At 64.7% G+C, this 15541-nt stretch carries 16 protein-coding genes; 3 read left to right on the forward strand and 13 right to left on the reverse strand.

The window, feature by feature from the left end:
• The first annotated feature begins 29 nt into the window (after positions 1-29).
• Positions 30-506, forward strand: a complete 477-nt coding sequence (locus tag ACW5W4_RS12210; protein ID WP_456689553.1) for a hypothetical protein — start codon at positions 30-32, stop codon at positions 504-506.
• 44 nt (positions 507-550) lie between these two features.
• On the opposite strand, the gene ACW5W4_RS12215 is transcribed toward ACW5W4_RS12210, so the two are convergent.
• From ACW5W4_RS12215 to ACW5W4_RS12225, 3 genes are all read right to left on the reverse strand, one after another.
• On the reverse strand, positions 551-862 hold the full coding sequence (locus tag ACW5W4_RS12215; RefSeq protein ID WP_408794435.1) for a winged helix-turn-helix domain-containing protein: 312 nt from the start codon (positions 860-862) through the stop codon (positions 551-553).
• Entirely contained in the window at positions 859-1389 is a 531-nt protein-coding gene (locus ACW5W4_RS12220; RefSeq protein WP_408794437.1) for a DUF1523 family protein, read from the reverse strand. The genes ACW5W4_RS12215 and ACW5W4_RS12220 overlap by 4 nt, the downstream gene beginning before the upstream one ends.
• 176 nt (positions 1390-1565) lie before the next feature.
• Positions 1566-3188 (reverse strand): methyl-accepting chemotaxis protein, encoded by a 1623-nt coding sequence (locus tag ACW5W4_RS12225; RefSeq protein WP_456689554.1) that lies wholly within the window; start codon positions 3186-3188, stop codon positions 1566-1568.
• 163 nt (positions 3189-3351) lie between these two features.
• Between ACW5W4_RS12225 and ACW5W4_RS12230 the strand changes: the two genes are divergently transcribed.
• Entirely contained in the window at positions 3352-3984 is a 633-nt protein-coding gene (locus tag ACW5W4_RS12230) for a LysE family translocator (protein WP_456689555.1), read from the forward strand.
• 69 nt (positions 3985-4053) lie between these two features.
• On the opposite strand, the gene ACW5W4_RS12235 is transcribed toward ACW5W4_RS12230, so the two are convergent.
• The 10 genes from ACW5W4_RS12235 to ACW5W4_RS12280 all read right to left on the reverse strand — a co-directional run bounded on the left by ACW5W4_RS12235 (position 4054) and on the right by ACW5W4_RS12280 (position 14122).
• Positions 4054-5262 (reverse strand): cation:proton antiporter, encoded by a 1209-nt coding sequence (locus ACW5W4_RS12235; protein WP_456689556.1) that lies wholly within the window; start codon positions 5260-5262, stop codon positions 4054-4056.
• Positions 5263-5272: 10 nt separating this feature from the next.
• A complete protein-coding gene (locus ACW5W4_RS12240; RefSeq protein ID WP_456689557.1) occupies positions 5273-6376 on the reverse strand; it encodes a beta-N-acetylglucosaminidase domain-containing protein in 1104 nt (367 codons plus the stop codon).
• Positions 6377-6401: 25 nt separating this feature from the next.
• The gene (locus ACW5W4_RS12245) at positions 6402-8132 is read right to left on the reverse strand and encodes a potassium/proton antiporter (RefSeq protein WP_456689558.1); all 1731 of its coding nucleotides are present in this window, start codon (positions 8130-8132) and stop codon (positions 6402-6404) included.
• Between the two features lie 184 nt (positions 8133-8316).
• Positions 8317-8466: a hypothetical protein gene (locus tag ACW5W4_RS12250; protein ID WP_084205416.1), complete on the reverse strand. Its 150-nt coding sequence runs from the start codon at positions 8464-8466 to the stop codon at positions 8317-8319.
• Positions 8463-9182 carry a M15 family metallopeptidase gene (locus ACW5W4_RS12255; protein ID WP_456689610.1) on the reverse strand — a complete coding sequence of 240 codons (720 nt, stop codon included), beginning with the start codon at positions 9180-9182 and terminating at the stop codon, positions 8463-8465. Before ACW5W4_RS12255 ends, ACW5W4_RS12250 begins: the two co-directional genes overlap by 4 nt.
• Positions 9183-9208: 26 nt before the next feature.
• Positions 9209-10336: a succinyl-diaminopimelate desuccinylase gene (gene dapE, locus ACW5W4_RS12260; protein WP_456689559.1), complete on the reverse strand. Its 1128-nt coding sequence runs from the start codon at positions 10334-10336 to the stop codon at positions 9209-9211.
• A gap of 22 nt (positions 10337-10358) precedes the next feature.
• A complete protein-coding gene (locus tag ACW5W4_RS12265) occupies positions 10359-10709 on the reverse strand; it encodes an ArsC family reductase (RefSeq protein ID WP_456689560.1) in 351 nt (116 codons plus the stop codon).
• 447 nt (positions 10710-11156) lie between these two features.
• Positions 11157-11471 carry a hypothetical protein gene (locus tag ACW5W4_RS12270; protein ID WP_041997705.1) on the reverse strand — a complete coding sequence of 105 codons (315 nt, stop codon included), beginning with the start codon at positions 11469-11471 and terminating at the stop codon, positions 11157-11159.
• Positions 11472-11832: 361 nt separating this feature from the next.
• Positions 11833-13176: an anaerobic C4-dicarboxylate transporter gene (locus ACW5W4_RS12275; RefSeq protein WP_408773205.1), complete on the reverse strand. Its 1344-nt coding sequence runs from the start codon at positions 13174-13176 to the stop codon at positions 11833-11835.
• Between the two features lie 349 nt (positions 13177-13525).
• Positions 13526-14122 carry a TetR/AcrR family transcriptional regulator gene (locus tag ACW5W4_RS12280; protein WP_456689561.1) on the reverse strand — a complete coding sequence of 199 codons (597 nt, stop codon included), beginning with the start codon at positions 14120-14122 and terminating at the stop codon, positions 13526-13528.
• A 232-nt stretch (positions 14123-14354) separates the two neighbouring features.
• Here ACW5W4_RS12280 and ACW5W4_RS12285 point away from each other — a divergent pair, with 232 nt between their 5' ends.
• On the forward strand, positions 14355-15446 hold the full coding sequence (locus ACW5W4_RS12285) for an alkene reductase (RefSeq protein WP_456689562.1): 1092 nt from the start codon (positions 14355-14357) through the stop codon (positions 15444-15446).
• The last annotated feature ends 95 nt before the right edge of the window (positions 15447-15541 follow it).

The raw sequence follows: 15541 nt of genomic DNA on the forward strand, positions 1-15541 counted from the left end.
TGGCGGTTTGACCCGTAAGGAGGGCAGTGATGCGCCGGATGCCAATGCTGTTGCTGCTCAGTCTGCCCCTTGCCGGGTGCAGCACCCCGTTCGAGCGATTGTGGGAAGGGGTGGCCGAGTGCGAATTCGATGGCCTCTCCCTGGATGCTGACACCCTCAAGCCGGGCCATCCCGATCTGGCCGGCTTCACCCCCTACAAGGTGAACAATGGCTTTGCCTGGTATCGTACCCGCACCCAGCTGGGGGAGCTGCCCATCAGCGGCTTCCTGATCCCGACCTCGACCTTCGAGGTCCATGCCCTCTTCATCGATGCCCCCATCGCCAACACCCGCCAGCTGCTGCTGGAACGCTATGGCGATGACTTCTCCGATGAGGCGCGCCACCAGGCGGGCGAGGCGCCGCTGCTGCTGCGCGACCCCAACAACCCCAAGCGCTCCATCCTCGACTGCACCCGGGACGACGGGGGCGAGGGATACAGGCCAGAGGCATACGAGGGGGAGGAGTGAGCAACAGGAGCCGGCGAGGATGTCCTGCGCCGGGGAGGGACTGACTAGGGGTAACCTAGGGTCTCTCGTATCTCGTCGATATGCCGGGCGACCCAGGCCGGGTCTATGGGGCCCCAGTCGCTGATGCGGTAGCCGCCCTGCTGATGGCGCGCCCCCGGGGTCTGCTCAAACTCACACACCAGATCCAGTTCGGCCAGGGCCGCCAGGGTGTCCTGGGCGGTGCGCCTCGGCATGCCGGTGGCGGCCATGATGGCCGCCACCGTGTTGGTGCCGCTGTCGATCAGGTGAGCGAGATAGAGGCGGCGGTAGAAGCTGGTGCGGGTCTTGCTGATCCCTGGCGCCTGCGCTTTGCTCATATCTCGTCCTCGATACGCTCGAAGTAGCGCCACAGGGCGATGGCCGACTTGCCCATCACCAGGGCCCAGATACCGAACCAGAACCAGCGGAAGAAGCTCCAACTGGAGGCATCCGCCTCCGTGGTCTTGATCTTGGTGACGTTCGGGAACATGGAGAACATGTTCACCCGCCAGCCGTAGGAGGTGATGATGGCCAGCTTCTTCTCGAACTCCATGGACTTGGCCTTGGCCTGGACATCGGCGGCATCAAACTTGAAGTAGAAGGGGAAACCCCAGCCGGTGTCTTCGTTGCGAAACACCCGTATCTTCTCGCCGGGGCGCTCGGTATAGATGTAATAGACATCCGTGGTGGGGCCATCGGCGGGGTTGTTCTTGCTGATGGGGCCGTCCTTGTCGGTACGCTTCACCTCCACCCCGGTGATGGTGGCGATGGTGTGTTCGGGCAGGTAGTAATCGAGCCAGATGGCGGACAGCAGGGCGATCAACCCCAGGGTGATGAAGGCGGGTTTCCTGAGCTTCAGATTCATGGTGCTCTCATAAGGGGGGAGTTGGCGTGCCTCTACCATACCCATATTTGCCGGTCAGGCACAGCCCCCAATGAAGCCAACTTGTAAAAAGGCCGTTTAAAACAATGACCAATGGCACCCTGTTTCGGGCGAGAGGCCCGCAGGCGGAACCTCTCGCCCGGCTGGCAGAGCGGGTATCACAACTGGAACTGGGCCAGTTGCTTGCGCTGCTGTTCGGCGAGCTGTGACAGCTCGTGGCTGGCGGCGGCGCTCTGGCTGATGCCGGCGGCGTTCTGGTGCACTATCTCGTAGATGTTGGTGAGGTTGCGGTTGATGTCGGCGGTGACGCAGGACTGCTCCTCGGCGGCGGTGGCCACCTGGGCATTGGCGCCATTGATCTGGGTGACCGCCGCCGTGATGCCCCCCAGCAGATCCTGTACCTCGGCGGAGAGGCGCTGGTTGCGACCCAGGATCTCCAGGGTCTCCTGCACGCCGTCGTTGGCGGACTGGCTCTGGCTCTGCAGCTGCTCGATGATGACCTGGATCTCCTTGGTGGAGTCCTGGGTGCGGGCCGCCAGCAGACGCACCTCGTCGGCCACCACCGCAAAGCCGCGGCCGGTTTCCCCGGCGCGGGCGGCCTCGATGGCGGCGTTGAGGGCCAGCAGGTTGGTCTGCTCCGAGATGCTCTGGATCACCTCGATCACCTTGCCAATCTGCTCGGACTGGGACTTGAGCCGCGCCACCACGCTGGCGGCGCTCTCCAGGCTGCCCGCCATGCGGCCGTTGGCCTGGATGCTCTCGGCAAACAGGGCCAGCCCCTGCTCGACCCGGCTGTGGGCGTCCCGCGCCAGCTCGTCGGCCAGGGCGGCGTTGTGGTTGACGTTGTCGGCGGTGCTGGCCAGCTCGGTGACGGCGGAGGCGACCTGCTCGGTCTCGCTGCGCTGCTGCTGGGCATTGGCCTCGGACTGGGTCATGACGGCGGCCAGCTCGGTGGCGGCGGAGGCCACGTTGCCGCTGATGCCGGTCAGGGCATGCAGGGTGCTGCCCAGCTGGGTCAGGGTCAGGTTGATGTCCTTGGCGAGCTGGCCCAGCTCGTTGCTGCCTTCGGCCTTGGCGCGCACGTTGAAGCGGCCCTGGGCGACGGCGTGCATCACCTCCTGCAACTGGCCGATGGGTTGGACGACGCGACCGGAGAGCCACCAGCCGCCGCAGAGGGCCGCCACCAGGGTGGCACTCATCATCAGCAGGGTCTGCAGCAGGGTGGCGCGATAGTGGGCCTGCTCCTGGGCTATCTCCTGCTGGCTCAGCAGGTTGATGTGGGCAGACAGGGTGTCTATCCGCTTGATCAGCCGCTCTCCCAGATCGCGAAAGTGCAGCCTGGCCTGCTCGTAGGCGGCGGGATCGCCGCTGCCGGCAAAGCGCTGGGACAACAGCGGCAGCATGGTGGTGCGGGTGTGGGCGAAGTAGGCCTGCAGGGCCGCCGCCACCTGACCGTTGTCCTGCTCGGCGCCGGGGATGGCCAGCCGGGACAAGATGGTCCCCAGCTCCTGCTCGGCCCCATTGAGGACGGCGGGCAGCTCGGCGAAGCGGGCCTGATCGTAGAGGCCGTAGATGGCGTTGGTGCGCAGCCGGTAGCTGGCGTGGATCAGGGCGGCGATGTCATCCTTGTGGCGGGTGACGCTGGCGGTGGTTTCGTTCATGTCCGAAATGGCGCCGTCTATCTCCTGCTTGCTGACAACGGCCATCAGCAGCATCAGCAGGCTGGCCAGCAGGAGGGGGATGAGCACTTGCAGACGAATGGAGAGGTTATTCAACGACATGAAAGATCTTGGCCCGAAGAGAAGTGAGGCGGCATCTTACACAGGCGCGACAACTCTTGTCACAGGGTTTTTAATGCTGAAATCTTGCTGAAGGAAATGGTTTTTCTTGTGTTAAAAGAGTGTGATAGGCAAGATCGTCTGCTTGTTACCCTGGAGGTGTAGTGTGTCCGACTGGATTGATCCCGCCATCTTGGCGCTGTTTATTCCCACGTTTTTCTTTGTCTCGGTGACCCCCGGCATGTGCATGACCCTGGCGATGACCCTGGGCATGAGCCTGGGGGTGCGCCGCACCCTCTCCATGATGTGGGGAGAGCTGATTGGCGTGGGGCTGGTCTCCGTGCTGTCGGTGGTGGGGGTGGCGGCCGTCATGCTCAACTACCCGGCCCTGTTCTCGGCCTTCAAATACGTGGGGGGCGCCTACCTCATCTGGCTCGGCATCCAGATGTGGCAGGCCAAGGGCAAGATGGCCATCCCGGCGGATCTCTCGGCCGGCCAGCAGACCAGCGCCATGGGGCTGGCCGTGCAGGGGTTTGTCACCGCCATCGCCAACCCCAAGGGGTGGGCCTTCATGGTCTCCCTGCTGCCCCCCTTCATCAATGCCGCCAAGCCGATGACGCCGCAGATAGGGGCCCTGGTGACCCTGATCCTGGTGATCGAGTTCGCCTGCATGTTGCTCTATGCGAGCGGTGGCCGTACCCTGCGCCACTTCCTCGCCAAGAGCGGCAACGTGGCCCTGATGAACCGCATCGCCGGCTCGCTCATGCTGTTTGTCGGGGTCTGGCTGGCCCTGGGCTGAGCGCCCTGGCCTCGCAACAGTGCCACCCCCTGCACGGGGGGTGGCATTTTTCATGGGCGCACGCCGGGGCTAGCCGGGTTTGAAACGCCTGACCCAGGGGTTGGCGCTGATGCCGTGCAGGATCACGCTGAGCAGTATGGTGCAGAGCACCGTCTTGATGATGGGGCCCTGGCCGAGCAGGGCCGGCTGGTGTTGCAGCACCATGACGGCGAAGACGATGCTGGCCAGGCCGCGGGGGCCGAACCAGCCGACGAACAGCCTGAGCTCGGGCCTGAGCCCGGAACCGAGCAGGCAGAGCCAGACCGGCACCATGCGCAGCAGGGTGAGGCTGGCAAGGGCATAGAGCCAGTACTGCCAGTGCAGCAGATCCGGCAGCACAGGAAGCAGGGTGGCGCCAAACACCATCCAGATCACCACGGAGAGCAGGTCGCCATAGCCTTCGCAGCTGTCGAGGTACTCATGCTTGTGCTCGCCGAAGCGGTGACCTATCAAGAGCCCGCCGACGAAGGCGGCGATGAAACCGCTGCCCCCCAGGGTCTGGGCCAGGGCGAAGCAGAGCAGGGCGAGCCCGGGCAGGGTGAGCTGACGCCAGAGCGGCAGCTGCCAGCCATTGAGATAAGAGCGTCTGAGCAGCCAGAGGGTGACATGGCTCAGGGCCAGGGCCACCACTATGCCTATGCCTATCTCTTCGAGCATCAAGGTCAGGGCCAGGGCGCCCGTGCCCTGATGCTGCTCGGTCGGGGCGATGAGGGCCAGCAGCAGCAAGAGCACGGGCACACAGATGCCGTCGTTGAGCCCGCTCTCCTGGTTGAGCCCCTCGCGAATGGGGGCGGGCACCGCAGGGTTGCTGACCACGGCCTTGCCCAGTGCCGCGTCCGTCGGGGCGAGAATAGTGGCGAGGATGGCGAGTTCGAGCAGGGGCAGGTCCGGAAATAGCCAGCGACCGAACAGGGTCCCCAGCACCAGGGTGAGTGGCAGGCCGATCAGCAGCAGGCGGACAGGCAGACTGCGGTTGGCCAGCAGCACCCGCCAGTCGGTGTTGGCGGCATCGGTGAACAGCACTATCACCAGGGTGAGCTCGGCCAGCAGCCGGATCCCCTCGTGATCTATCTCCAGGCTGAGCAGGCCGACCCCGCCCGGGCCGAGCAGGGCCCCCGCCAGCAGAAACAGCAGGGGGCCATTGACGAGTTTGGATTCAAATCGACCCGCTATCAGGCTGTAGATCAGCAGGAAGGCGGCGAGGATGGCGAGGTTCTGGTAGAGCTGTGTCGTCTCCATGGTGCTCCCCTCAGTCGGTGAGGCAATCGGGGTCGAATGCGTATTCGCCATCGAGCCAGCGCACTATCTCGTCGACGCAGGATTGATCTCGAAACGGCAGGTAGCGGCTGCGCAAGGTGGCGATCTGCTCCGGGGTGAGCTGGGCCAGGCCAATGTCCTGAAACAGCGGCAGATCGGCCCCTATCATGGCGGCGATCTGGGGGCCGCAGGTGGCGTGGAGGGCGTCGTGCAGCGCCTTGTCCGGATCGTAACGCCTGCCGAGCCGGTAACTCATGGGCAGGGAGGCCAGCGGCAGGGCCGAGAGCGCCGCCTGCTTCATGGGATTGACGCCGTGGCCCGAGGTGAGCTCGGCCAGCTCGGCGGGACGGTGCTCGAAGGCGCGCAGGTGCAGGAAGCTGCTCGCCTTGCTGCCGTCATTGACCGGGTAGTTGTCCCAGAGGAAGGGCTTGCGTTGCAGCCAGTCGGCGGTCTGCTTGAGGTGCGCGGCAGGGTATTCGGTGGAGCAGACCCTGGGGCCGGTCCAGAAGATGTCGAAGCGCGCATCCAGTCCCTGGCCCAGATCCTGGAGGTAGTTGGCCGGCATGGCGCCGAACACCTTCTCCAGCACGGGATCCGTGCTGTAGTAGCTGGGGCAGAACAGCAGGCGGCGGGCGCGGCTGTGGGCCGCGATGTCGTGGGCTATCCGGATCTGCAGGGGGGCGAGCTCGGGGCTGTCGCCCACCATGTCATCGAACAGGACGGCCAGCATGTCCGGGGCCAGCTCGGCATCGATGACCCTCAGCTTCTCGAGCAGGGCGGGGCGCTGGCGTTCGTAGTCATGATGGGCGCCCATGGGGCTCAGACCGATGCCAAAATCCAGGCCATTGGCGCGGCACTGCCCGGCAAACTGGCGCAGGGCGTTCAGCTGATCCTCGGGCCAGGGCAGGGCCCAGTGCTTGCGCAGATAGCCGTCCTCTTTCGGGGCGTAGAGGTAGAAGCCATAGCCGTGGCGGGGCAGCCACTGGGCGTAGTGGGCGCGGGCGTCCCAGCTCCAGCCCTTGCCAAAGAAGCCCTCGATGAGACCGAGGTGGGGGTTGGGGGCGCCGATGCCCGCCATCAGGCTGTGCTCAGACATAATGTATTGCTCCGTCAAGGGGCGATCAGACCGGGTCTTCGTCGAGGAAGCGCACGCCTATCTTGCTCGCCTCGTCTTCATCCATCTCGGCCACGGTCCAGATCATGCCCTGCCATGGGTATTGGTCACCCACCACCAGATTATCGCCCAAGCGGCCGGCGAGGAAGTCGCCCAGGCTCTGCTGGGGCTCGTCCAGCTCGCCAAGATCCAGGCCATAGAGGGGGGCGAGGTCGATCAGGCGGGCCGAGGCATCGAGCAGGAAGTCCCCGAAGAAGCGGGGGCCCAGATCCTGCTCCGGGGCCTGGCTGAACAGCTGGCCGAGGGCGGTCAGGTCGTGTTCGTGGCCGATGACGCAGAGGATGTCATCGGCCTGCAGGCAGGTACTGCCGGAAGGGTGGAGCAGATCCTGGCCGCGAAACAGGGCGCAGACCCGGGTGCCCGCCGGCATCTTGAGATCCCGCAGCGGGGAGCCGATGCACCACTTCTCCGAGCCGAGCCGGTAGACGAAGGTCTCCCACTGGCTGTCGAGATCGATCTCCAGCCCGGCGCGGTTGATGGGGGAGGGCGGCGCCGGCACCTCCACCCGCGCCAGGCGCGAGGCCAGCGGCAGCGAGCTGCCCTGCAGGATCAGGGAGACCAGCACCACGAAGAAGGCGACATTGAAATAGAGCTGGGCATTGGGCAGCCCGGCCATCATGGGGAAGACCGCCAGTATGATGGGCACGGCGCCGCGCAAGCCCACCCAGGAGATGAACCAGCGCTCGCGGGGGGCGAAGTTCTTGAAGGGCAGCAGGCCTATCCAGACCGAGAGCGGGCGGGCGATCAGTATCATCCACATGGCCAGGGCCAGGCCCGGCAAGGCGATGGGCATCAGGTTGCTCGGGGTGGCGAGCAGGCCCAGCACCAGGAACATGCCTATCTGGCTCAGCCAGGTGAGGCCGTCCAGCACGGAGAGGGTGGTGCTGCGGCTGCGGATCACCCGGTTGCCCAGCAAGAGGCCGGTCAGGTAGATGGCGAGGATGCCGCTGCCCCCCAGCGCCGTGGTGAGGGCGAAGATGAGCAGGCCGCCGCTGACGGTGAGCAGGGGGTAAAGCCCGGGCGCCAGGCGGGCCGTGTTGATGAGCTTCCACAGCAACCAGCCGCCCCCCAGCCCCAGCCCTGCCCCCAGGCCGAACTGTTGCAGCAGCTGGAGCAGGAAGGACCAGTCCAGCCCCTGCTGGCCGGTGGCCAGCACCTCGATCAGGGTGATGGTGAGGAAGACCGCCATGGGGTCATTGCTGCCGGACTCTATCTCCAGGGTGGCGCCGACCCGCTCGTTGAGGCTGCGCCCGCCGAGCAGGGAGAAGACGGCCGCGGCATCGGTGGAGCCGACGATGGCGCCGATCAGCATCCCCTGCATCAGGTTGAGGTCAAACAGCCAGGCCGCCATCAGCCCGGTCAGGCCCGTGGTGATGGCCACCCCCAGGGTGGCGAGGGAGAGGGCGGGCCAGAGCGCGACCCGAAACGAGGAGACCCGGGTGCGCATGCCGCCATCGAGCAAGATGATGGCGAGCGCCAGGTTGCCTACCAGGTAGGCGACCGAGTAATCGGCGAAGTGGATGCCGCCTGGGCCATCCTCTCCCGCCAGCATGCCGACCGCGAGGAAGATCACCAGAATGGGGATCCCGAGCCGGGACGAGAGTGCGCTTAACAGGACACTGGCTCCCACCAACAGGGCACCGATAAGAAAGAAACTGTTGATGGTCACTGCATCCAATGGCGAACCCCTTCTGTCAAAATGCAAATCAGGCACATTATATGCATTTGCCCCCTCTTGTGTGGGCTATTTGTGCATTATTTTGCAATTTACGCCATCTTGCATCATGGTTGCCAACCTCGCCGTAGCGAGAGGGGAGACAGGGCGATCCGGATGAAAAAAAGCCCCTTTCGGGGCTTTTTTGTCAGTAGTCGTCCTCGTCATCCTTGACTTCGCGGATCTTGTCCTTGTACTTGGGCAGCTCTTTCTCTATCCGTTTCATGTCCTTGATGGCATTGAGAAATACGCCAAGCAGAAACAAGAGTGGCAAGCCGATTAACAACCAGAGACTCATGGGGTGCTCCTATTGATGTCATGGACGCTGTCATGGTCTGTGCGCTGGGGTAAGACGTAGCGGGCCAGTATCTCGTCGAGGTGGGTCAGGATCGTCTGCTTACCCTCAATATCGGCCTGTTGCAGGCAAAGCGCCAGCGCCCTGGCATCGAGCCGCTGATGTTGCGCCTCGGGCGCAAAGCTCAGGTGCCAGGGTTCGAAGGCGACCTCCCTGCCCAGCGCCTGGCGATCCTGCCTGTCATAGGGCAGGAAGAAGCCAAAGTCGTTCATATGGGCGTCGAGCCAGCGCGCCAGTTCGGCAAACCAGCCCCCCGTCTCATACTCCCAGGGCTCCAGGGCCAGCCGGGTGCCATCGGGCAGGCGGTCCGGATCATAGATGTCCAGATCCGTGCCCCAGTGGTGGCGGCTGGTGCCCGGCAGGGCGCTCCAGCGCAGGATGGCATGGAGCCGCTCGACCTCGCCCAGTTGCAGGGCATCCAGAGGCTGACCGTCGCCGTCTTGCAGCGGCCGCTCGCCGCGCCACTTGCCATTCCAGATGGCCAGCTGGCGCGCGAAACTGCGCCAGCTGGAGGCGGGTTGCAGATTGTGGCCTACGGCAGCGGCGGCCAGCTGCATGGCGTGAAAGGCGTCGGCGGCGGCCGGGGTGAGGCGGTGAGGTCCGGCCCCGAGCACCCTGAGGTGCCCCTCATCCTGGCCAAGCAGTTGTTCCTGGGTCAGCACGGTTTCTCCTCCCGCGGCAGGCTTCATGGCAGCAAACGTGTCAGCACACCCTGATACATGTCCGCCAGCAGATCCAGATCGCCGGCCTTCACGCACTCGTTCACCTTGTGGATGGTGGCGTTGACCGGACCGAGCTCGATCACCTCGGCCCCGGTGGGGGCGATGAAACGCCCGTCCGAGGTGCCCCCGGTGGTGAGCAGGGCAGGACGCTGGCCGTTGACCTCGGCCACGGCGGCGACGGTGGCCTCCAGCAGGGCGCCGGTATCGGTCAGGAAGGGCTGACCGGAGAGGGTCCACTTGAGCTCGTAGTCCAGGCCGTGCCTGTCCAGCAGCGCCTCGACCCGCTCGCGGATGGCCAGATCGGTGAGCTCTGTGCTGAAGCGGAAGTTGAACTGGACGTGCAATTCGCCGGGGATGACGTTGGAGGCGCCCGTGCCCCCCTGGATATTGGCTATCTGGAAGCTGGTGGGGGGGAAGAAGGCGTTGCCCTCATCCCACACGGTGGCGGCCAGCTCGCTCAGGGCCGGCGCCGCCTTGTGAATGGGGTTGTCCGCCAGATGGGGGTAGGCCACGTGGCCCTGCACCCCGCGCACCAGCAGATCCCCGGTGATGGAGCCGCGGCGGCCGTTCTTCACCACGTCTCCCACCTCGGTAGTGGAGGAGGGTTCGCCGACGATGCACCAGCGGATCTTCTCGTTGCGCGCCTCCAGGGTGTCGATCACCCGGGTGGTGCCATTGATGAAGGGGCCCTCTTCGTCCGAGGTGATGAGGAAGGCGATGGAGCCGGAGTGATCCGGGTGGGCGGTCACGAAGCGTTCGGTGGCCACCACCATGGCGGCGAGGGACCCCTTCATGTCGGCGGCGCCGCGGCCATAGAGCACGCCATCCTGGATGGTTGGCTCGAATGGCGGGGTGTGCCACTTGTCCAGCGGCCCGGCGGGCACCACGTCGGTGTGGCCGGCGAAGCAGAACAGGGGGCCCTCGCTGCCGCGGCGCGCCCAGAGGTTGGTGGTGTCTTCAAACACCATGGGCTCGATGACGAAGCCCAGGCGCGCGAGGCGCTCCGCCATCAGGGTCTGGCACCCTTCATCTTGCGGGGTAACGGAGGGGCGGCGGATCAGATCCTTGGCCAGTGCGATGACATCCGACATCGGCATTCCTTAAAAGAAGAGGTTAACGGGGGAAGAGGGATTGATACTGGTCTGCCTTGAAACCCAGGTGCAGCTCGCCGTCCAGATCCAGCAGGGGGCGCTTGATCATGGCGGGGTGCTCGAGCATCAGGGCGCGGGCTTTTGCGCTGTCGAGCCCTTGCCTGGCCTCCTCCGGCAGGGCGCGGAAGCTGGTGCCGCGGGTATTGAGCAGCGCCTCCCAGCCCAGCTGTGCCAACCAGCCATCCAGTTGGGCCGGGCTCAGGCCATCGGCCCTGTGGTCGTGGAAGCGGTGATCGACGCCGGCATCGGCGAGCCACTTGCGCGCCTTCTTGATGGTGTCGCAGTTTTTGATGCCATAGAGGGTGACGGCCATGGGGGTGTCCTTGTCTGCGGGCCTGGGCCCTGAATGCAACGAAGGCCAGATTCTGGCATTGTGGCCGTTGCAAGGCAACGGCCTGGGCCATCTCTTGCTGACGCCGGGCATGGCGGGCCCGTGGCGGCTGAGGGGGAGGGCCCCCAATGCAGGGCATGCATCATGCAATGGCAATAAAACATTTCCTTGGCAAGAGTCTTTGCTCTAGTCTGCTGGCCGTCTCGCGCCCATGTCGGCGCCGGTCATGGCCAGCGCCATCCGGCACGGCCCGCCGCCCTCTTCGCGTGGTGCCTGGGGCGGCGGCGACGCCTGAACGTTTTGACTCTGCAAACCCGAGTGTTGCTTGCTTGTCTGCCCGCCATCATGGCGGGCTTTTTTTGTGGCGTGCCCCGGGCCAGAGAGACGAAACGCGCCATCGAGGCGCGTTTTATCTTGCGGGAAGGGGGATCAGGGGGCGACAGGCCATTGATAATCGAAGACCCGGGCCCGCTCCCAGGGGGCTTCCGGCAGGCCGGAGCTGAGCCCGGCGTACTTGCCCACATCGTCCACCACTATGGTGGAGAGCACGGGCAGCTGGTGTTCGGTGCAGTACATGCGAATGCGTTGCAGCAGGGTGCGCAGCTCATCCTGGCAGGTCTCCAGCCCGGCCATCTTGGCCAGCTTGGAGTAACGAATGGTTGAGCGTTCCTTTGCCGACGCGACGAGAATATCCCACAGCTTGTAGTCGCAGGTTGTCATGCTTGCGGTGGCCTGGTTTGTCATAGCTCTCTCCGGTGCGAAGTGGTCGCTGGGTATCGGTGCCGATCTTGGCAGCTTGGTCGTGGCGAGTCTTGATCCAACGCAAAAAGCGGGTCATTAATCTCCCCCCGGTCATAGGCGGGAATTCTAGAACGTAGGCGGTAGTTTAAAAAACTTAATTTCAATTATTTTTTAGATGTTACGGTTGTATTTTGGTGATTTATTGATATTTGTAGATGATGATCCAGCGTTAGTGGCGTATGAGCCTCTAGCGTCATGGGCCGGATGGCCGCATGCCTCATGCCGTCGCGGGGCTGGCTCAACCCGGGAAGATGACACGGGAGGCCGATGGCCTCCCGTTTGTTGTTGTCCTGGCTTGCCCGCCTCAGAGCAGCAGGCTGGTCAGCAGGTAACCCAGGGTACAGGCGGTGCCCACCCCGATGAGGCCGGGCAGGATGAAGCTGTGGTTGATGATGAACTTGCCGATCCGGGTGGTGCCTGAGCGGTCGAAGCCGATGCAGGCCAGATCGCTTGGGTAGGTCGGCAGCACGAAGTAGCCGTAGCTCGCCGGCAGGAAGGCGATCAGCAGCTTGGGATCCACCCCCAGGGCCAGCCCCATGGGGGCGATGGCGGTGAGCGCCGCCGCCTGGCTGTTCACCAGCTTGGAGATGAGGAAGAGCACCAGGGCATAGGTCCAGGGCTGGGACTGCACCACATGGGAGAGACTCTCCTTGAGGGCGTCCATGTGGCTGATGAAGAAGGTGTCGCTCATCCAGGCCACCCCGAACACCGAGAAGATGGCGACCATGCCCGCCTTGAACACGGGACCGTTCGAGATCTCGCTCGGCTTGACCTTGCAGCGCATCAGTATGATGGCGCCGGCGATCAGCATCATCATCTGGATCACCAGGTTCATGGAGAGGGGGCCCGTCTTGCCCTTGATCTCGAACACGGGACGCAGTCCCTCGTTGGCCCCCAGCACCACCACGGCGGCGATGGCGGCGAAGAAGATCCAGGTCGACCAGTAGGCCTCTTTCGGGAAGGCGTGATCGAGCAGGGTCTGGTTGCCGCCATAGATGAAGGCGCGCTGCTCCGGATCCTGGATTCTGGCCTGGAACTCCTCGTCCTTGTCCAAGTCCTTGCCGCGGCGCAGGCTCCACAGGGCCGCCACCAGCACGCCGGTGAGGGAGGCCGGGATGGAGATCATCAGGATGTCGAGCAGGCCATAGGCCTCGCCTATGCCATGACCGGCCGCCAGGATGGAGACCAGGGAGACCACGGCCACCGAGACGGGGGAGGAGCAGATGGCCATCTGGGAGGCGACGGAGGCCACCGCCATGGGGCGCTCGGGACGGATGTTCTTCTGCAGCGCGATGTCACTGATGATGGGGAACATGGTGTAGACCACATGGCCGGTACCGCACAGGAAGGTGAGGGTCCAGGTGGTGAGCGGGGCCAGTATGGTGATGTACTGGGGGTGGCGGCGCAGCAGGCGCTCGGCTATCTGCATCATCAGGTTGAGGCCGCCGGCGGTCTGGAGCACGGAGGCGCACCCTATCACCGCCAGTATGGTCAGCATCACCTGCACCGGGGGCTCGCCCGGGGTCAGCCCGAACACGAAGGTCAGCAGGAACAGACCTATGCCGCTGATGAGGCCAAGCCCCATGCCTCCAAACCGGGTCCCCAGCAGCAAGCAGCCGAGTACCACCAAAAATTCCATCAAGATCATTCCATTACCTCGTGTGATTGAACCCATGTCCGCACCGGCCCTGGGGCCAGGGAGCCTCTGTCGTCATTGTCCCTAACGGGTCAGTGGGCATTCTGCCACCCCTAAAGGGGTAAAAAATTGAGGTGGTTCAATAACGGGCTCTTTTCCGAATTAAGTGCATAAAAACTACGGATAACCCCTGTACAGAGGTGGCTGGGGCCTGGCAGGCAGGGGAAGAGGGGTGGGGGATTGATGCGAGGAGCAGGATGAGAGGCGGAGATCGTCCCTGCCGGGAGACGGCAGGGGTCGATGAAGGGCATCGCAGGTCAGGGCTGACCTGCGATCCTGGCAATGGGCCCGATTGGTCGGCTCAAGTGTCCTGGTTTGACTCGGCGGTGGCCGCCTCTATTGGAGACGAGCGCTGAGACAAGAGGGCTGCGCGGCAGGCAGCCAGGATCTCATCGGCCAGTGGCGACTCATCCGGACAGGCCCGCGACAGCATGATGGCGCCGACCATCTGCGCCATCAGCGCGATCCCCTTGGCGCGATCCTGTGCATCCGACGTGCCGCGCGGGCCACCGATGCGGGCCAGCATGGCCTCAATGCCGGCCTCGAAGGCGGCCTTGACCTGGGCCGGTTGGCGCGCCGCATCGGCGCACAGTGCGGCCATGATGCAGCCATCCCCAGGGACATCGCGGTGCTCTCTGGAGAGGTAGTGCCTGACAAACTCGGGGCCATCGAGCGCGCCGGTTTTCTCCAGGCTCTGTTCAAACCCGCAGGTGGCGGCCTCTGCCATCAGATCCGCCTTGGTGGGAAAGTGCTTGTAGAAACCGCCGTGAGTGAAGCCGGCCGCCCCCATCAGATCTGCCACCCCCACGCCATCGTAACCCCGTTCGCGAAACAGCCTGGCTGCGGTGGCGACTATGTGTGCCCGGTTGGCCTGAGCCTGTGCCTTGGTGACCCTCATACCCGGTCGTCCTCTGGATCATGGAAGTGGTGAACACTATACATTGATGTTGGTCATCATCAAAACGCTTGACGAAAAAGATGATGATCGTCATCTTTAATGCGCAGACCCCGGGAAGGGGTTGAACGCCCTGACCCCGGATTGACGCTTGCAAGCTCAGAGCAGGGCGGCGCGATGCAGAGAGAGACCACCCTCCTTCCCAGATCCAGGTTCCACCCGACAGAGGCACGCCATGACAGACAAGAGACTCTTCGAGGCCTATTCCCTTGGCCCCATCACCCTCGCCAACCGCATCGTGATGGCGCCGCTCACCCGCAACCGTGCCGGCCCCGGCCTGGTACCGAGCGAGCATGCCGCCACCTATTACAGCCAGCGGGCCACGGCGGGGCTGCTGATCGCCGAGGCGACGCAGGTCTCCGCCCAGGCTCAGGGCTACCAGGACACCCCGGGCCTCTACACGGCGGCGCAGATTGCGGGCTGGCGCAAGGTGACCGATGCGGTGCATGCCAGGGGCGGTCGCATCTTCGTGCAGCTCTGGCACGTCGGTCGCGTCTCCCACGTCGCGCTGCAACCCGATGGCGCGGCGCCGGTGGCGCCCTCGGCCCTGCGGGCCCAGACCAAGACCTTCGTCAACAATGACTTCGTCGAGGTGTCCATGCCCCGGGCATTGGCGCTGGAGGAGCTCCCCGGCATCGTCGATGATTTTCGTCAGGCGGCTGCCAACGCCATGGCGGCGGGCTTCGACGGGGTCGAGATCCACGGTGCCAACGGCTATCTGCTGGAGCAGTTCCTCAAGGATGGCGCCAACCTGCGCACCGACGGCTATGGCGGCTCCATCGAGAACCGCGCGCGGCTGCTGCTCGAGGTCACCGCCGCCGTGGCCGAGGAGATCGGGGCCGATCGCACCGGGGTCCGCATCTCCCCCGTCTCACCGGCCAATGGCATCTCCTGCAGCGATCCCCAGCCACAGTACGACTATCTGGTCGAGCGGCTCAGCGCGCTGGGGGTCGTCTACCTGCACGTGATCGAGGGCGCCACCGGCGGCTCCCGGGATGTCGCCCCTTTCGACTTCGCCTCCCTGCGTCGGCGCTTCAAGCAGACCTATCTGGCCAATAACGGCTATGACCTGACGCTGGCCAGCAGTGCCCTGGCCCAGGGCAAGGCGGACCTGTTTGCCTTCGGTCGCCCCTTTATCAGCAATCCGGATCTGGTCGAGCGCCTGCAGCAGGGGGCCCCGCTCGCCGCACTCAGACCCGAGACCCTCTATGGAGGCGGCGCCGAGGGCTACATCGACTACCCGGCCCTGGCGGGGGCCGACGAGTAACCGCGCATCGACGGGAAGCGTTATCCCATGACGCCCCGTCGACATTGCGCCATGGCCCTCCAGTGCCTGGCGCGGCATCCAAGACAGTGCAACAC

The organism is Aeromonas crassostreae, assembly GCF_054052445.1.